This window comes from Streptomyces sp. NPDC002306, assembly GCF_053593435.1.
In genome coordinates, this window is sequence record NZ_JBSFCK010000035.1 from 23,404 (window position 1) to 40,203 (window position 16,800).

Annotated in this window: 12 protein-coding genes and 2 pseudogenes; 8 read left to right on the plus strand and 6 right to left on the minus strand. The window is 68.5% G+C overall.

What is annotated here, in order from left to right; translation table 11 throughout:
* Positions 1-270 precede the first annotated feature (270 nt).
* Positions 271-1,719: an MFS transporter gene (locus ACWCQK_RS34995; protein ID WP_451162067.1), complete on the minus strand. Its 1,449-nt coding sequence runs from the start codon at positions 1,717-1,719 to the stop codon at positions 271-273.
* On the minus strand, positions 1,716-2,372 hold the full coding sequence (locus tag ACWCQK_RS35000; protein ID WP_451162069.1) for a TetR/AcrR family transcriptional regulator: 657 nt from the start codon (positions 2,370-2,372) through the stop codon (positions 1,716-1,718). The genes ACWCQK_RS34995 and ACWCQK_RS35000 overlap by 4 nt, the downstream gene beginning before the upstream one ends.
* On the opposite strand from ACWCQK_RS35000, the gene ACWCQK_RS35005 reads away from it, so the two are divergent.
* Together ACWCQK_RS35005 and ACWCQK_RS35010 are read left to right on the plus strand one after the other, a co-directional pair.
* Entirely contained in the window at positions 2,350-2,865 is a 516-nt protein-coding gene (locus ACWCQK_RS35005) for a recombinase family protein (protein ID WP_451162071.1), read from the plus strand. The genes ACWCQK_RS35000 and ACWCQK_RS35005 overlap by 23 nt on opposite strands.
* Before the next feature lie 68 nt (positions 2,866-2,933).
* A pseudogene (locus tag ACWCQK_RS35010) lies at positions 2,934-3,095 on the plus strand (GNAT family N-acetyltransferase); the annotation flags it as partial.
* A 362-nt stretch (positions 3,096-3,457) separates the two neighbouring features.
* Here the strand turns inward: ACWCQK_RS35010 and ACWCQK_RS35015 are convergent.
* Positions 3,458-4,412 (minus strand): annotated as a pseudogene (locus ACWCQK_RS35015) (transposase family protein).
* Between the two features lie 102 nt (positions 4,413-4,514).
* On the opposite strand from ACWCQK_RS35015, the gene ACWCQK_RS35020 reads away from it, so the two are divergent.
* Positions 4,515-5,141, plus strand: a complete 627-nt coding sequence (locus ACWCQK_RS35020; protein ID WP_451162073.1) for an SMI1/KNR4 family protein — start codon at positions 4,515-4,517, stop codon at positions 5,139-5,141.
* A 218-nt stretch (positions 5,142-5,359) separates the two neighbouring features.
* On the opposite strand, the gene ACWCQK_RS35025 is transcribed toward ACWCQK_RS35020, so the two are convergent.
* Positions 5,360-6,355 (minus strand): WD40 repeat domain-containing protein, encoded by a 996-nt coding sequence (locus tag ACWCQK_RS35025; RefSeq protein WP_451162075.1) that lies wholly within the window; start codon positions 6,353-6,355, stop codon positions 5,360-5,362.
* Between the two features lie 761 nt (positions 6,356-7,116).
* On the opposite strand from ACWCQK_RS35025, the gene ACWCQK_RS35030 reads away from it, so the two are divergent.
* The 3 genes from ACWCQK_RS35030 to ACWCQK_RS35040 all read left to right on the plus strand — a co-directional run bounded on the left by ACWCQK_RS35030 (position 7,117) and on the right by ACWCQK_RS35040 (position 11,196).
* Positions 7,117-8,145, plus strand: coding sequence for a S66 family peptidase (locus ACWCQK_RS35030; RefSeq protein WP_451162077.1), 1,029 nt, complete (start codon positions 7,117-7,119; stop codon positions 8,143-8,145).
* Positions 8,146-8,278: 133 nt separating this feature from the next.
* Positions 8,279-9,832: an alpha/beta hydrolase gene (locus ACWCQK_RS35035; RefSeq protein WP_451162079.1), complete on the plus strand. Its 1,554-nt coding sequence runs from the start codon at positions 8,279-8,281 to the stop codon at positions 9,830-9,832.
* Between the two features lie 692 nt (positions 9,833-10,524).
* Positions 10,525-11,196, plus strand: a complete 672-nt coding sequence (locus tag ACWCQK_RS35040) for a DUF6461 domain-containing protein (protein ID WP_451162081.1) — start codon at positions 10,525-10,527, stop codon at positions 11,194-11,196.
* Positions 11,197-11,837: 641 nt separating this feature from the next.
* Here ACWCQK_RS35040 and ACWCQK_RS35045 read toward each other — a convergent pair.
* Positions 11,838-12,209: a transposase gene (locus ACWCQK_RS35045; protein ID WP_451162083.1), complete on the minus strand. Its 372-nt coding sequence runs from the start codon at positions 12,207-12,209 to the stop codon at positions 11,838-11,840.
* A gap of 15 nt (positions 12,210-12,224) precedes the next feature.
* A complete protein-coding gene (locus tag ACWCQK_RS35050; protein ID WP_451162085.1) occupies positions 12,225-12,602 on the minus strand; it encodes a helix-turn-helix domain-containing protein in 378 nt (125 codons plus the stop codon).
* 144 nt (positions 12,603-12,746) lie between these two features.
* On the opposite strand from ACWCQK_RS35050, the gene ACWCQK_RS35055 reads away from it, so the two are divergent.
* Entirely contained in the window at positions 12,747-14,894 is a 2,148-nt protein-coding gene (locus ACWCQK_RS35055; RefSeq protein ID WP_451162087.1) for a zinc ribbon domain-containing protein, read from the plus strand.
* Between the two features lie 239 nt (positions 14,895-15,133).
* A complete protein-coding gene (locus tag ACWCQK_RS35060; RefSeq protein WP_451162089.1) occupies positions 15,134-16,486 on the plus strand; it encodes an ankyrin repeat domain-containing protein in 1,353 nt (450 codons plus the stop codon).
* The last annotated feature ends 314 nt before the right edge of the window (positions 16,487-16,800 follow it).

The window sequence follows — 16,800 nt, forward strand, 5'->3', positions numbered from 1 at the left end:
GCTACCGCGCTCATAAAGTCGCCGGAAATGGGGACCTGTGTTCCGGCAAGACGCTGCAAGAACGCAGGTGCGGCGCTACGGTCCGAACAGCGTCTGCGAAACGGGGAGAGCAGAGTTGAGAAGCCCCCCCCTCCCGTGACGAAGGGGGGCGAGGTGTACCGCCCCATGAACAGTCACCACGACACCAGACACCGCCCGTTGCCCCGGCCTGGTCAAGAGTTCGGGCTGGAAAACTGTTACCAGCGATCGAGCGGCCTCGGTGTCAGCCGGTCACCCGACACTTCGCTGCGGTTGGTCAACGGTGTGGATGTCGTGATCGTCCGTGGCAGCCATCGACCGGGTGGGTAGCAGCGATGCCGGTAGCAGGCCGAGGGCGGCGAATCCGGCGAGGACCATCAGGGTGGGGCCCGTCGCCGAAGCCGACATTGCCCTGCTCACGCCCGCAGTTGGGATCCCGGCGCCCGTAGGTCTCAGCACCATCATGCCGGCGGCTACGGCGATTCCGAGGGACGGGCCGACGTTCATGGCGGTCTGCTTGAGTCCACCGATAACCCCGGCGTATCCGGGCGGTGCCTCACCCACGACGGTTGCGGTAGCGGTGACCATGACGGTGGCGAATCCCGCGCCGAGGACGGCAAAAGCCAGGCCGGTAGCAGCCCATGTGCCTGCCGAGCCGAGCTGGGAAAGACCCCCGATGCCAAGGACGACAAGGACCGTGCCAAGGATCGCGGTGCGGCGTGGGCTGTACCGGCGCAGGGCGACGCCGGCGACGGGCGCACCGAGGACCATGAGCGCGGTCAGCGGGAGCGCCCTCAGACCACTGCCAAGCGGGGAGAGCCCGAGTACGTCCTGGAAGAAGAATGTGGCCACGAACAGCGCGCCGAACATACCGCCGGTGGCGAACAGCAGGATCACTACTGATGCCGCCACAGGTACGGACCTCGCCACTGCCGACGGCACGATCGGGTGCGCGGTGCGGCGTTCATGCCCGACGAACGCCGCCGCGACGCCCGCGAGAGCGGTGAGGCCGAGCCATGTCGAAGCGGAACTCCACCCGTGCGCCGGTACGCCAGCCAGGGTGTGTAACAGGACCGCGAGGGCGGTTGCGAGCAACGCCGCACCGGTGAGGTCAAGTCGCTGAGACCTGGCACGGGAGGGCGCCGGCGCTCTCACGGCGAGGGTGAGTGCGGCGATCGCGAGCGCGACGGGGACGTTGATCCACAAGACGGCACGCCAGCCCAGGTGCGCGACAAGAACACCCCCGAGCACCGGACCGACCGCCGCGGCCACACCGATCGCGCTGGTACGGATGGCGACCGGCGTACCGAGCCGGTCCGCCGGATACGCCAGCCTCAGCAGCGCAAGTGTCGTCGGCTGGAGGAGCGCACCGAACACGCCCTGTACGGCGCGCAGGGCGATCACCCAGCCGACGCCGGGAGCGAGCGCGATGCCCGCCGAGGCTGCCGCGAAGCCGAGCACGCCGACGAACAGCATCCGCGGGTGTCCGTACCGGTCACCCAGGCGCCCGGCGATGACGAGAAGCGCGGCCACCGCGAGCAGGTACGCGGTACTTGTCCACTGGACCTGCGTCATGCTCGCGCCGAGGTCGCGTTGCAGGCTGGGCTGCGCCACGAGGAATACCGTGCCGTCCAGCGCGACGATCACCGCGCCGGCAACGCTGACCAGGAGTGCGAGGCGCCGCCGTACGGTTGCGATCACGAGTTCACCGGGCCGAGATGAGCGTCCAGGACCGCCGCGACGAGCCGGTCGAGAGGGCTGCTGTCAGCTGCTCCGCCTGGTGGTGGGATATCAAGGGTGAGCTGGAGGCTTCCCCAGGCCCACAGTTGGGCGAGACCGTGAAGGTTCGACCAGAGGGCGGCGGCCGTCACGGCCGGCGGCGCCTGAGAATCGCTCGGCTCGCTGGGCCGGTGCGCGGCAGCCTGCTCCCTGCGATACCGGGCGATGAGCTCAACAATGAGCTCGAACAACGGCAGGGTCGAATCTCGGAGCTGCGGCTGGTCCGATGCGTCATTCTCGCTGTCGAGGAGGTCATGCCGGAACATCAGCTCGAACATGCCGCGGTGCTCAAGCGCGTACCGGACGTATGCCCGCCCGATCTCCTGCACCTGACAGCGCGGCAACGTCGTGCTGTCGGTCGCGGCTGCGAACCGGGCTTTGAGGTCCGCGAAACCGCGGTGGGCGATCGCGGAGAGCAGGGCGTGATGAGTGGGAAAGTACCGACGCGGAGCCCCGTGCGACACCCCCGCCCGGCGCGCGATCTCACGCAGCCCCAGCGAAACGGTTCCGTCGGTCATCACAAGGTCCACTCCGGCGTCGATCAACCGTTCCTTGAGAGAATTCCCGCACTCCATAGACAGTGTCTACCATGATTCTTTAGACACTGTCTACGCAGTCAGGGAACCCGCACGGTCGAGCGTCGTCAGACAACCGTCCGCCGACACTCGGCACGGCGATGAGGAACCCACAGGCGAGGACTGTCGAAAACCCGCGTCGGGAATCAACGCCAGCAAACGGCAAGACGGAAGGTTCCGGCACATACTCATTGGACAGGCGAGGACATCGACCGCCGACCAGAACCCCGACCACCAGTTCGACGCCCTGCAGCGCGCCGGCGTCGAAGAGAAAAACATCCACGTCGAGACCGCAGGCGGCGCCAAGACCTCCCGCCCGAAACTCGGCCTGGTCCTCCAGCACGTCCGCCAGGGCGACACGTTGAAGGTCACCCGGCTCGACCGGCTCCCCCTCTCCGAGGGCGATCGTGGGCGAGACGCCAGTGTGGTGCCGAGAACGGGAGCCATCCCGTCCCGTGCGGGCATGGCTTGTACGTCCCAGCCCCGTCGGTGAGAACGGGGCCTGGGCCCGTGGCTTGATCGGTTCGCGCATTCTGATCGCTCTCAAGCCTGCTGGTCAGGTTGGCCGGCACGACTGAGCTCGGATCCGCCGCCTGGCCGCCCGCTCCGATCAGGACGCTCCGCGCGTCCGAGACGCGGAACCGTGCAGCGTTCATCGAGCTGAACGCCTCGCCGGAGGTGGGCTCCTACCTCTGTGCCCCTCGACCACGAGATGAGCTCAAGCACGGTGACCGAGGTGATCGGAAATGGCAGGCGCGTTGCGCCAGTGGTATCCATCCACCAGTCACAACTACCTCCAATTCTCTGCCGGTCCTCCGCCCTGAGTGCCCGGAGGAAGTAACGACGCGAGAAATCTGCCGGGCTGCATCTCCTTCGCCAAGGACGGAGCAGATGGCAGCGCAGTCTTCCGCGTCTGGAGCGGATTCCTGTTGCAGACCCCTGATCCGATGCTCGTGCTGGCCACCCCGGAGGCTGTGCTCGCTGTTGAGGCCCAGTGGAGGTTCTGAGAATCCGCAACGAGCTAACGGGCTGCCTCGCGATTGATGTTGGGCCGTGCTGGCCTGGTCGTTCAGCTGGTGGGTGATTCAGCAGGCCGTCGTGTGGACGAGCACGAGTTCGGCGGTCGGTTTGTGCCGGGTGACCAGCTTGGCTGCTCGGTCAGAAACCAGGCTGGCGATGGCGCGGTGGGTCTCGGCGTACTCCTCACGTCGTCCGGTGTACCGCTGGAGCGGGCGCCACTGCCGGTGTTCGGCGTTGGCGTGCTCGACGCAGATCCGTCGAGAGGATTGACGACGGCGCATCTCGCGCCATCCGTACCGCTCGGTCAGCGGTGCGTTGCCGGTGTCCTTCGGTTTCCTGGGCGGTGCTGACCTGGCCGGGGAACTCGTTGGCCAGACCTCGGTAACCCTCGTCAACCTCGGCTTTCGCGGCGGGATACTGCCGAAACTGTTCTGCGATGCCCTCGGCGCGCACCGCGGTCTGGTCATGCATGCGGCCGGGCCGGGCGGCGCCGGACCACAGAGTGCGGCCCTGGTGGTCGCTGATCGTGGTGGTCTTGATCGTGTTCTGCCTACGCTTGCCAGAGACGAAGGCTCGGCGCCCGGGGCAGTGCGCCTGCGGGCGGCGGACCTGGGTCTCGGTGCCGTCGATCCTCAGCGTGACGTTCTCGGCCACGGCATAGGCGAACACGTCCTCCAGCGTCCGTAGCCGAAGGCCGGGCCGGTCGGGCACCGCGAACCCACGCGCGGCCAGCAGCGGACGGATCTCGCTGATCGCCCGCCCGATAGTGGAAGAACCCACCTCGTAGATCGCTCCGAGGGCCTCGTGGGTCAGTCCCGTCCGCAGGTGGACGAGCGTCACCAGGACCCGGTCGGTGAAGACCAGCTCGTACTTCGGCCCAGCGCCGACCTTCAGCTTCCGGGCCCCGTGCCGCCGCTCGTGCCGGCCTGACTCGCACCGTGCGTCCCAGCGTGGCGCGAGCTCGGCGATCAACTCTCCGAGATACTCAGCCGAGATGCCGCAGAACGCACGGTGCGACATGGCGGCACGAGCCTGCTTGATCTTCACACCTCAAGAACCTGGCGGGGCGCCTCCATGTCACGGCAGAGTCCCGACGGATCGCTCGCGTCTACCCTCACCGGTATGACGACCGATTGGATAGCGGAAGCCCAACGCATGGCCCACGGGCGGCGCTTTGACGAGCTCAGCTGTCCCCCCTCGAGGCAGGACGCCTGCCCGGCGCCGCCGCTGTCCGAAGCGGAGATCTGCGAAGCGGAGGCGGAGCTGGGCATCGTGTTCCCGGACCAGTACCGAGAGTACTTGCTCCGGCAGAGCGCCAGCGGCGCGGTGAACCGCCTGCGCCGATCCGCGGCAGGCTGGGGCTGGCATGGGGACTCACGCACCAACTACGACCTGCTCACTACTGCCTTCTCGCATCCCGACTCCTACTGCGCTTACGAGGATGAGCTGGACGCACGCGAGCCGCTGACGGAGGACTTCCCTGACTGCAACGCCTACCAGGCGGCATGGAAGCAGTGGGACGCTGAGTACGAGGTGTTCCAGGAGCGCAAGACGTCCGGCGCTGTATTCATCCAGGACAACGGCTGTGGCTTCTCGACCCTGCTCGTTGTCACGGGTCCGCGCCAGGGCTCACTATGGTTCGACGGCCGGGCCACCTGCGACCAAATCCTTCCTCTGAATCTCGGCGGTCGGCCTGTGTCGTTCATGGACTGGCTCACTCGAAGGTCCATGGATCTGGTCGGCTGGTGAACGCTGCCGGGCCGACACCGGGCGGGGCCGGTCCGACAGGCCGGTCGCAGAACCCCCTAACTCACCCACCGATGAGGACTCTCGGTCAGGTTAATCGCGGGTCAGGTCGTAAGAGTCCGGTTCCGTAGCCCCGATGCCGGTTGTCGAAGCGGCTTTGCCTATCGCCGGAAAGGCTGTCGGCCCTGACCTTGCCCCGTTTTACGAGGCCTGGCCGCCGCTCAGCGGACTGGATCGACCAGGCGACGGACCGTCATTTCCGCGTCGCCTGCCCGGGTCGCGAGCAACGCCGATCCGTCAGAGCAGCTCAGGGCGGCAGGACCGGTTCCCTGCAGTGGCGCACCCAGCATCTCGCCGCTGACGGCGTCCCATAGGCGGATCGGGCCGTCGTACCGGGCGATGAACAGCACGCCGCCACCTGCCGTGGTGGCACCGGCCAGGAAGGTTTCCGGGCCTGGTCGCATGAGCGGGCCGATCGGTTCGCCGGTGACCGCGTCCCAGCGCGACAGCGTCCCGTTCATGTCGAGGGAGGCGAGCATGACTCGCCCGTCGTTCAAGGCGAGGGAGACCAACCGCATGCTGTAATCACCGGGCCCGTGGATGGGCTTTCCGTACGGCTGGCCCGATGCGGCGTTCCAGCGGAGGATGCGGCCTGTCTCGTCCTCCGAGGCGATCAGCGCGGTGCCGTCGGGCAGTGTGATGGCCGTGACGGCCTTGACGCAGATGGTATGGCCGACCAGCGGCGGACCCAGGGGCTCGCCTGTCGCCGCGTCCCATCGGTACACCCGAAAGCCGCAATGGCCGGCCCCGGCGATGAACGCCCGGCCGTCCGGCAGGAGGCCGGTGGCCACGTCCCAGATGGTGTCACCAGCGGCCATCTCGTAGCCATCCAGTTCCGCGCCGGTCAGCGCGTCGAGCCGCAGCACGCCGTCCTCCGTGGCCACCGCGACCACCAGGCTGCCGCCCGGCGGTGAGGCGACCGCAAGAGCATTGGCAGACCAGGCATCGACCGAACACCACATCATTCGGCCGGTGAACATGTCCCAGCGGCGGATCTCCTGGCCTTCGCACGATGAGAGCAGCACCACCTGACCCGACCGGGCCCGCGCCAGCGTCGGCCAAAGGATGCGCCCCGGCTCGGACGTGAACGTCATCACTCGCGCCGAGCGCATGCCCTGCCGCATCCCGCCTCCGCGCTGCTGTGCCGACTGACGCATGCCGAACTTCTGGATGTTGCTGATGCCGTGCTGGAATACCAGCCCACTTGATGAACGAGATCAGTCTCCTACAGTTGGCGATCAGGGCCGTGCCATGCCGACGAAGCGGCAGCAGTGTCCCACGCCCCCTCGGGCCGCCGCGCACCCGATCAGGGGCGGTTGCCGCGGACAAGGCCTACTCGTCCAAGGCCAACCGTGCCTACCTACGCAGGCGTAGGCTCGCCGCCGTCATCCCGGAGGAAATCGGCCAAGCCGCCGACCGGCGAACGAAGGGCTCGGCTGGCGGACGCGCCGTCGCCCTCGACCCGCGCCGGCATCGGCATCGGCATCGGCGGCGCAACCCTGTGGAGCGCTGCTTCCAGAGATCAAGACCTGGCGTGAACTCGCCACCCACTACGACAATTCCCCCGAGAGCTACGAGGCAGGACTCCACCTACGAGGACCGATCATGTAGCTGAAGCACATCACCGCAGCCACCTGATCCCAACTTCGAACAACCCCCAACTCACCCCGCGGCGCAACGAGCCTTTAGGCATGCCCCTGACCATCGAGCGGGCACCCGTAACAGTCAGCCCGTCTTGGCCCGTTCCACGGGCCGCGCCCGGATCCACGCGCGGCGGAGGGAGTCGGTGCCGGGCTCGATGATGGTGCCGGTTGCAGTTCAGTAGGTGATTTGAAACCTGGCACCCGGGCATCTGGGCAGTTTGAAGCGCACAGAACTCGGTGTCCCGCGAATACGGCGCTGTGCCAAAATCCAGCGTATGGCTGTTCGATACCCGTCCCCCCTGCGTCCCGGTGACTGTGTTGGTGTCACCTCTCCCTCGAGCGGGGTCGCGAAAGAACTGCGTGAGCGCCTCAATTTCGCCGTTCGTGACGTCGAGGACCGCGGGTACAAGGTCGTCATCGGCCGGTGCATGGACGGCTCCGGACACATCAGTGCTTCGGCGGCAGACCGTGCGAGCGAGCTGATGTCGATGCTGACCGACCCCACCATCAAAGCCATCGTGCCGCCATGGGGCGGAGAGACCGCCATTGATCTGCTACCGCTGCTCGACTGGGACAGGCTGCGGCAGAGCGAGCCCACCTGGCTCGTCGGATTCTCCGACATGTCGACCCTGATCACGCCGATGACTCTGCTCACTGGGACAGCCACTGTCCACGGCAACAACCTCATGGACACGCCCTACCGGGTGCCCGAAGGGCTGCAATCGTGGCTTGACATCGTCGCAGCGCCCCCGGGGCACCAGAACACACAGACCCCGCCCGGTCGCCACCGGGCCACCGGTTTCGACGACTTCGCCGTCTGCCCCGACATACGCGAGTACACGCTCGACTCCGTGGGCACCTGGACCCGGCTCGACGGGAGCGATGACGTGGAGGCCGAGGGAAGACTGATCGGCGGCTGCATCGAAACTCTGTGCAATCTCACGGGAACGATCTACCTCGACGTCTCGGCCTTCGCTCGCAACGAGTCACCGGACGGGCTCCTCGTCTACGTGGAGGCAGCCGACAACGATGCTTTCACCATCTGCCGGAACCTGCATGGCATGAGGCTCGCTGGATTCTTCGACCACGCGAACGCGGTTCTCGTCGGCCGGACCAACGCACCCGACAACCATTCCCTCAGCCAGCACGAGGCAGTCCTCGACGCACTTGGTTCTCTCAACGTGCCGATCATCGCCGACATCGAGTGCGGCCACGTCCCGCCCTACATGCCGATCGTCAACGGAGCGTACGGCCGTATCGTTCACACACCGAGCCGGAGCGAACTGACGCAGACCTTGAACTGACATCGCACACCGCGCGTCCGGCCGTGCTGTCGGAGGCGGCTTGTATCCTCCACGCATTCGACGATCGGACGATCACGGGTACGGGCATGCGGGCACGGGGCGGTCGTCCAAGGGCGGGAGCGCGAGGATTTCGATGAGTGACCCACATACGATACGAAGCCGCACACCGGGCCTCTCGGTCGGCGCGCGCATCATCGCCGTGGTCATCCTCGCCGCGATCGGAGCCGTCGGCGCCTGGCTTCAGCACGACGCTCCCGGCCTGAGTGCGCAGCCGCGCACGGAGTTCACCGCGAACAACCCACCCGCCGGTCTGCCCACCGCGCTCACCATCGGCCAGCACCTCCACTGGTCCAGCTGCACCTCGCCGCACACCGCGCGCACGGGCTACGACTGCGCCACCATGAAGGCCCCCCTCGACTACCGGAAACCGGACGGCAGGACGATCGACGTCGCCCTGATCCGCCGCAAGGCCACCGGCCCGAACGCGCGGCGCATCGGCTCGCTCGTCCTCAACTTCGGCGGCCCCGGCGTGTCCGGCGTCAGCGGACTGCCCGAATTCCTCGACCAGTACGAGCCGCTCCTCGACCGCTACGACCTGGTCTCCTTCGACCCGCGTGGCGTCGGCGCGACCATCCCCGTGCGATGCGGGAAGACCGCAGGCGACACCGGCTACGACGGGGCCGACGCCTGCGCCGAGCACTCCGGGACGCTCCTCCCGTACATCGGCACCTCGCACACCGCGCGTGACCTCGACCTGATGCGAGACCTCCTCGGCGACGAGCGGCTGCACTACTTCGGCGTCTCGTACGGAACGGCGCTCGGCGCGGTCTACGCCCACCTGTACCCGTCGCACGTCGGACGGCTCGTCCTCGAAGCGTCCGTCGATCCGACCGAGGACCACGACGAGAAGAAGGTGTCGCAAGTCAAGGCGGTTCAGGCGGCGTTCGACCGGTTCGCCGCGCATTGCGCGGCCCGTGTCCGCCACTGCCCGACCGGCAACGGGCCCGAGGAGGCCGCGCGGCGCATGGCGCGCCTGGCCGACCGGTTGGAGAAGAAGCCCGCCCCGGCCGGCGCCGGAAGGAACCTCGATGCCGACGACCTCGCGTACGCCGTCAGCGACCATCTCGACCTCGGCACGGACGGTTGGGCGCCGCTCGCCAAGGCCCTGTCCGCGCTGATCGACCACAACGACGGCCGTCCGCTGAGCAAGGGCGCGGACGACATCGGCTCCGCCGACCGCGCGGCGACCCCGAGCGACAGCAGCCGCGCCGCCCAGACCGCGATCACCTGCGCTGACTCCAGCCTGCGCCCCGGCTTCGAACGCCTCGACCGGGACGAGGCCCGCATCAAAGCCGCCTCACCCGTCTTCGGCGCGGCCTGGTCCATCGGCGTCTACCTCTGCTACGACTGGCCGTTCGACGGCGAGCGCCCCACGCTTCAGGTGAACGCCGACGGCGCGGCCCCCATCCTTGTCGTCGGCGGCACCGGCGATCCGACCACCCCCTACCCCGGGGCCCGCCACATGGCCCGCGCCCTGGGCGACGGCATCGGCGTCCTCCTGACAGCCGAGGAGGAGGGCCACGGCACATACCCGCAGAACCGCTGCGTCACGGAGGCAGTCGACCACTACCTTCGCACGGGCCGCACTCCGGCCCCGGGAACGGTGTGCCGGGGCAGCATGTCCTGAGGCTCTCGTACGGATCCGCCGGGCGGCCGTCAGCACACCGGTTCGCTCGCACGGGCCCCGGGCATGCACCACCACACCGCCCGGTCCGATACCGCCTTCGGGTGGGTGCCGGTGCGGTGGTCGGCGCAGAGCGGCCGAACCATGCGCAGGCGGGCCACGAGGTCGCTCCGGACGGCCTGGGGCACAGCGACGTGGATCCCCGGCAAGTCCGTGTCCCGGACCGGCGAGCCCGCGAAGGACATGTCGCGGCGATACGGTCGAAGGACTCCATGACGCCGCCAACTTCCGCGCGAACGTCAACCGCGCGAACGTCAACCGCGCGAACGTGGCCGGGGGAAGAAGGGGCCCGCTCGCCTCGAACACCTCCCGCATCCACGGGGGCGGCGCGACTGCGGGATACAGGCCGCCGGCTGGGAGGAGCACGCGAAGCGCATCTCCACCCTCCTCTACGACGGGCTTTCGCAAGTCACACAGCTGTGGCTTTCGGTCTCGGAGCCGCCAAAAGTGGTCTCACGAACGCCACGCTCCACTTCAGCAGCCCAAAGCCCCCGCACGAGGGTATGGATGTCACCCCGATCCCCTCGCAAACGGGCGGCCGCATTCGGGGAGGATGAGCGTTCTCTTTGGCGGGGCTGAACGCTAAGTTCGGCTCGCGAGGGCGCCATCGTGGCGGACCATTGGCAGGGGGCGTGATGAACCGGGGATCCGGGGAGAACGGGCTGCGCTGGATAGCGAACCCGCACAGCGAAAGTTTCACGCTGACGCTCAGTGAGGGGCTATCGCCTGACGAACTGCTGGGCAGCGTCGGAGCCGAGGAGCGCCACATCGTCCCGCTGACCCGTTCCGCGGCGCTCGACCTGCTCATCAGAACCGGGCAGGACCACATCAGTGACATGGACTTCCTCGACTGGGAAGACGACGCGGCAGTGGCCCGATTGACGAGCGCGGGCTTCCTTCCCTTCCCGCCGGACACCATCGTCCGAGCGGGCTCGGTGGCGGGCTGGGCATATGCGCTGGAGGAGTTCAGCTGCCACACGGGCAACTACGTCGCCGCGCTGTCCGAGCGGGGACGGGCCTTTGTCGTGCACCGCAACGCGAAGGGCTTCAGCAGCGTCGTCTACGCCCTGCACGGCGAGGTCGTGTCCTCGTTCGAGCCGAATCTGCCCCATCTCGGGGACGGCGTACCGGCCGAGGTGGCGCTCGGCTTCGTCCACCTCGGTGACGAGGCAGGAGATGTGGCGTTCCTGCGGTTCCTGGAGGGCGAACTCGGCATCCACCTCGCCTGGGAGGAGACGGAGGCGGAGCTGTCGGCGGCCGCTTTCACCCACACTGCCGGACGAGATCAGATAGTTGCGTCTTCGTAGAACGACACGCTCACGACCGCGCACGGATTGCGCACCGTGTCGGTGGGCGAACCCACACACCAGCCACGCCCCCTGAACGCCGCTCCCTTCCCCACGATCCCATCCAAGTCGAGGTCCGGACGCCCTGGTACACCACGAAGAGCCTGACGGCTTCCTGACCTGTGAGTTTGTCGGCGATGCACGCTGCGACCTGCGACTTAGATGTCGGCGGTGGTCGCCGTTGAGCAATGTCCGACAGCCCAGCTGCTCCGTTCAAGGCCGGCCGTCGCCACTTTGCGGGATCGCGCAGGTGGGTCCCACAGGCTTCTGGCTGAACGGGCGCGCAGCCGGCAGGCCACACTCGGGCGCTGTCGGGCAGTGGTGCGTGATTTCGGCACGTACGCGTCCGCGCTGTCGACCAGGTTCGTGCAGACCGTGCCGGGCTCCGGGGCCTGACGGACTGACCAGGGTCCATGATGAGACTGGGCGCCAGTTGACGGTTTCGCCCAGTGGCTCGCTCGTGAGGTGGTAGCCGGGCGTTTCCTGGCGACGGCCTTGATTTCGGGCTCTCGTTCGCCGGTGACTTTGTGGACGATGCCGCAGGCTAAGAGATATCCCGTAATGGGGCGCAGGTCATGCTGGGGTGGTCTTGGTGGCGTCGGTTACCGGATGTCCAGCTTGAGGTTACGGAGTGCGGCAACACCGGAGGCGGCGTGGTCGATGCCGTCGCCACGGCGTCTGCACTGGCGGAGTATCTGGTGGTCCTTCAGACGGGCTATCACGTGCTCCGCGACGGCGCGGCGTTTGCGGAACCGGCGGTGGTTGCGGTCTTTGATGATCCGGCCGTCCGGCCCGCGTCGGGGTGTACGGATCTGGTTCTCTCCGCGGTAGCCGCCGTCGCCGGACAGTCGAGGATGGTCGGGCAGGGTTTTCCCGACGGTTTCGCGGAAGACGACGATGTCGTTGCGGTTTCCAGGCCAGGCTTCCCCGACAGCGACGACGCGCCGGTCGCAGGCCCGGCAGACGATCTGCACGTTGACGCTGCGCCGCTAGTTCTTCGACTTTGCCGTCCTCTCTTTGTCGTGGACGGGGATAAGGGTTCCGTCGACGAGCCATAGTTCCCGCTTGTCGGTGGGTGGCGGTCCGAGGAGTTCGGCGAGCGGGCCTGCGAGCCGGTCGACGGTGCGGTGCACCGCGGAGTCGGAGATCCCGAAGAGCGCACCGAGCTGCTCCATTGTCAGGTTGGTCCGGTAGGAGAGGACGAGCAGGAGGACGCGGTCGGGAAATGGCAGCGCCCAGGGCCGGCCGTGGCCCGCGTCCGGAATCTTCGCCCATAGTTGTGCGACGAGCCGGTGCATCTGCGGGCCGGTCAGTCCCGTCCATGCCCGCAGGTCAACACGGGTGCAGTGGGTGAGTCGCAGGTGCATGCCGGGCATCGTAGCCAGCCAACCGGGCTGTGGTCAGGGCCCGTTGTCAGTGGGGCGGGTTACTGTTCCTGGGATTGCTGATCCGGCCTGCTGCCGGACAGGTCTGCAGGTGTTCAGCGCGCCCGAGAGGAGGTGGAAGGTCCCATGACTGCACGTCCGCAGCACATGCCTTCTGCCTCCGATGCTGTTCCCGCGCGCCGGTTCCGGGGCAAGAGCAAGGGCCCCGGCTGGAAGCGTGGGGAAGACACCGAATTCGCGGTCATCCGGCTGCTGTTGGACGTCCACCGGCCCGAGGGCGTCGCCCGGCTCGAGCAGCTGTTTTCGTCGATGTGGTCGGTGAAACGTGCCCTGCAGCGGGATGCGCGTGCCGCGGTCGACGCGTACTGGGCCGGTGATGTGCGGCGCGGGGTGGATGCGAAGGCGTGGCGGGCTGTGCTGGGGTTGTCCCGTGAGGGGATGGAACACCGCGGGTACCGGCACATGGAACGCTCCCGCCACCTGGGTCATCACGTCACGAAGGCGTTGGTGATGCATCAGGCCGACGAGGTGTGGGAGGGCGTCTCCCGGCACTTGTTCCCGGACGCGGTCGGCCGCAGGTTCGGCCGGCCGAAGTCGGGATCGTGGTGGGATTACACGCGGATACCCGGTCGTGCCAGGTCGCATACGACGGCGCGGAAGTGGGAGACGTTCAGGCTCCACGGCACCCTCACCGGGCACCTCGCCGCCTACCAGCACCGGAGCCTGGGCCCGACGATCCTCACGCCGGAGCAGGCGGCTGCTCTGCGGACGGGAACAAAAGTCCTCGAGCAGTTGCGGCGGCTGACCGCGCCGGCCAGGCCTGCAGGTCGTGTCCCGATGGGGGACACCACCTCGAAGGGCGCTCCGAAGACGCGGGCTGCGACGTGGTGGGACCACACCGGGCCGCTCACGCTCGTGTTCTCCGGTGGCGCGGACTCCCGCCGCGGCGACCTGGTCCTCCCGGTCCGGCTGCCGTCCGGCGCCGGCCGCTGGCCCCGCCTGCTTCACTTCCTCGACGACCCGGATTCCTGGCACAAGGTCGACCTCGTCCGCCGCCGTGACGCATCCGCGCCCGGCGGGTGGGCATACGAGGCGCACCTGATGGTCCTCGCCGGAGGCTACGCGTCCCCTGCCACCCGGGCCCGCCGTCAGGCAGCGGCCGGGATGGACCGGGTCGGCGGTATCGACGGGAACGTGTCCAACCTGTCCGTCGTCTCGTTCCCGGACACGTTCGACCCCGCCGACGGCGGTATACGGACCAGTCGGATCGAGTTCACCGACACCGAACGTGCGGCGCTCGAGCGAGTCCGGCGGAAGGAACGAGGGCGCAAGCGTGCACTCGACCGATCCCGGCGGGCCACCAACCCTGCCCAATATGCGCCGTCGAAACGGCAGCAGGCCCGGGACGAACGCCGTACGGAATCCGGGCTGCCCGCCCGCACCGACTCGGTGCCCGGCGGCGCCCGGGACGCGAACAGGGCGGGTGTGCCGCGGCAGGCGTACCGGCGTGATGTGTTGTCGGCCGGGTACCGGGTCAACCGCGCCCGCCTCGCGGAAGCTGCGGCGACCGCGGCCGCGGCGAAAGACCACCGGGCGCGGAGGATCGCCGAGCGGATCGTCGAGGCCCACGGGGTGCGGCTAACCGTCGAGGACTGCGACATCAGGACCTGGTACAGGCTGTGGGGGAAAACCCTGCAGGCGGCCACTCCAGGTCGGCTGATCGCGGCGATCGGCCGGGAATGCGAGAAGGCCGGCGGGCGGCTGCTGCGCGCGTCGACGTTCACGACGAAACTGTCACAGACCTGCCTGTGCGGCGGCCAGGTGAAGAAGACACTCTCCGAGCGCGTGCATCGTTGCACGGTCTGCGATCTTACCGCCGACCGGGACATGGTGTCCGCAGCCCTCGCCGCACACGTCCGGCTCGCCGACCCCGGCAAGCCCAGCACTGCGGGCTTGGACGGTGTCCAGGCCCGCACCACACAGATGCTTTTCTCACCAGGGCTGCAAGAAGTCCTGTCGAGTCAACCGCAGCGCGGTGCCCGCCCCAGCCGGGGCCGCACCCACGCGGCAGCCCGCACCTCCGGAACACCCGAACCGCAGGCCTCTGCTCGGCGAAACACGACCGACCGGTACCGGCCCACCCCGAATGAGACCCGACCCGCAACCACGCGGCACAAGGCCCACGTCGGAACAGCCGCCCCAGTACGGAACACGGCGCCACCAGGCGGCCCACCCGAACAGGAACCGGACGGACGACATCCCATTACGGGATGACTCTTAGGGCCCGCAGAGAATTAACTTGCCGGTTTTGAGACTTGACGCCGCAGTTCGGTGGGGTGGCCGCCCGCATGTTGTTCCTCTGCGGGCCCTTAGCCCCGCCAACTACCCTCACCCGGGCCGGGCTCAGCTGCGCCGATCGGCAGAAGTCGGTCGGCGACGGGGCGTTTGCCGCGCGGTGGTGGACTCTGCTGCTTGAGCCAGCAATTCATGACGAGACCGGGGCACAGCCGAAGATGGACGGTACGGAGCTCGTAGCGGCAGTCGGGCGGGGGGACGCGGAGGCCGTGATCGCGTTGCTGGAGGCGGGAGCGGCCCCGGACACGGTCACGGGCGACGGCCTGCCGGTCCTGTGCCTGGCGGTCGCCGCCTATCACGCTGCCGTCGCGGAGGCGCTGGTCGAGGGCGGCGCGGATCCGGACCGGAGGCTGCCGGACGGAACGACTCCGCTGGTACGGGCCATCGACGGCGGCTCTCCAGCCGTGGCGGAAGCCGTGCGGGGGCGGGAGCCCCGGCTGCGCCTCCCGGAGGCCGAAAGGGAGCAGCTGCTCGCCCTGGCCCGGCACTGGTACGAGCGGGGCACGGAGGCCGAACTCCGGTGCCGGACTGGCGAGTCTGGGCCCGTGCGCCAGGTCCGGGTGATGGATGACGACTACCAGCATGTCACGCAGCTGACGCTCGCCGGCCGCACGGTCCGTGCCGGGCACGGCGCGATCCTCACCAACCTGGAATGGGCCTTCCGCATCCTGACGCCCGTGGACGAGTTGGTGGCCAGGGCCGTGGAGCGGCGCGACCCGGACCAGGTCGACTGGTCGGCCGCCCGGTGGGTCCTGAGCCAACGCCGCAGCAAGGAGACGTGGTTGGCCGTCACGGCGTACCGCCACGGCCCGGATCCGGAGCACCGCCGCTTCGTCCTCGATGTCCTGCACTCGTACCTGCTGATGCCGTCGAGCTGGCGGAACTCCTACGAGAAGGAGACGGCGGATCTGCTCGTCGCCTGGGCTGCCGATGGGGAGGATGACTACGACGTCCTCGCCGAGGTGCTCCGCGTCCTGAACGCGACGGAGCACCGGGAATCGGAGTCCGTGGGACTTCGGTACGCCGGTCACCCGGACCCGCGCGTCCGCACCCGGGTCCCCGACCTCCTGGTCAGCTGGGACGCCCCTCGCCCTCCCCTGGGCGCGGCTGCCCGGGCGGCTCTGCTGGTGCTCGCCGGGGACGAGGACTGGGGGGTACGTGCCGAAGCGGGCGGGGCGCTGGCCGCGGCTCACGACGGCAGCTCCGAGTTCACGGACGTCATCGTCGGGCTGCTCCAGGATCCGGCGGCCGAAGTGCGGGCCCGTACGGTGGCGGCCGGCGCGGACCGTACAGCGGCGGTCGCCGACGCCCTCCAGGGCCTGCTCGACGAGGACGACCTCGAGACGCGGCTCAACGCCGCCTATGGCCTCCTTCGGCGCGACGACCCGCGTACCGGGGAAGCGATCGAACGGGTAGGCCCGCTCTCCCGCCCCGGCTTCGAGGAAGACCACCGTGTCTCCGCGTTCTGGAGTTGGAAGTGGGACCGCGAGGACCGTTCCGCCGATCAATAGTGCCTGCGGAAGGGCCGAGCCAGGCTTCGAAAACAACCTGGCGACGTGCGGTGCAGCGCCTCGCGCCGCAACTGCTCATGATGCCGCGGGGTGAGCGGGCCGCACGGTCCACCTCGATGTGTGCCATGAAGACCCGGCAATGAAGGCAAGCTTTCGGGACGGCGTGTCCTCGACCGAGGTTCCCGGGAGGTCGGCGGACAGGTCGTGGGGGAAGCGGGAGGGGAACAGCGCGCGCCAGCTGATCTGCGTCAGTGGGCTCCGTCTGGAGAGCGCGCTCCGTCTCGCCGGGTGCCACGTAGCCCTGGGGAGTTCGG

Bases quoted from the DNA above. Each gene is read 5' to 3' on its own strand.
- ACWCQK_RS35000 (WP_451162069.1), bottom strand. From the start codon at position 2,372: ATGGAGTGCGGGAATTCTCTCAAGGAACGGTTGATCGACGCCGGAGTG.
- ACWCQK_RS35020 (WP_451162073.1), top strand. From the start codon at position 4,515: ATGACGACCGATTGGATAGCGGAAGCCCAACGCATGGCCCACGGGCGG.
- ACWCQK_RS35025 (WP_451162075.1), bottom strand. From the start codon at position 6,355: ATGCGTCAGTCGGCACAGCAGCGCGGAGGCGGGATGCGGCAGGGCATG.
- ACWCQK_RS35030 (WP_451162077.1), top strand. From the start codon at position 7,117: ATGGCTGTTCGATACCCGTCCCCCCTGCGTCCCGGTGACTGTGTTGGT.
- ACWCQK_RS35035 (WP_451162079.1), top strand. From the start codon at position 8,279: ATGAGTGACCCACATACGATACGAAGCCGCACACCGGGCCTCTCGGTC.
- ACWCQK_RS35040 (WP_451162081.1), top strand. From the start codon at position 10,525: ATGAACCGGGGATCCGGGGAGAACGGGCTGCGCTGGATAGCGAACCCG.
- ACWCQK_RS35050 (WP_451162085.1), bottom strand. From the start codon at position 12,602: ATGCACCTGCGACTCACCCACTGCACCCGTGTTGACCTGCGGGCATGG.
- ACWCQK_RS35055 (WP_451162087.1), top strand. From the start codon at position 12,747: ATGACTGCACGTCCGCAGCACATGCCTTCTGCCTCCGATGCTGTTCCC.
- ACWCQK_RS35060 (WP_451162089.1), top strand. From the start codon at position 15,134: ATGGACGGTACGGAGCTCGTAGCGGCAGTCGGGCGGGGGGACGCGGAG.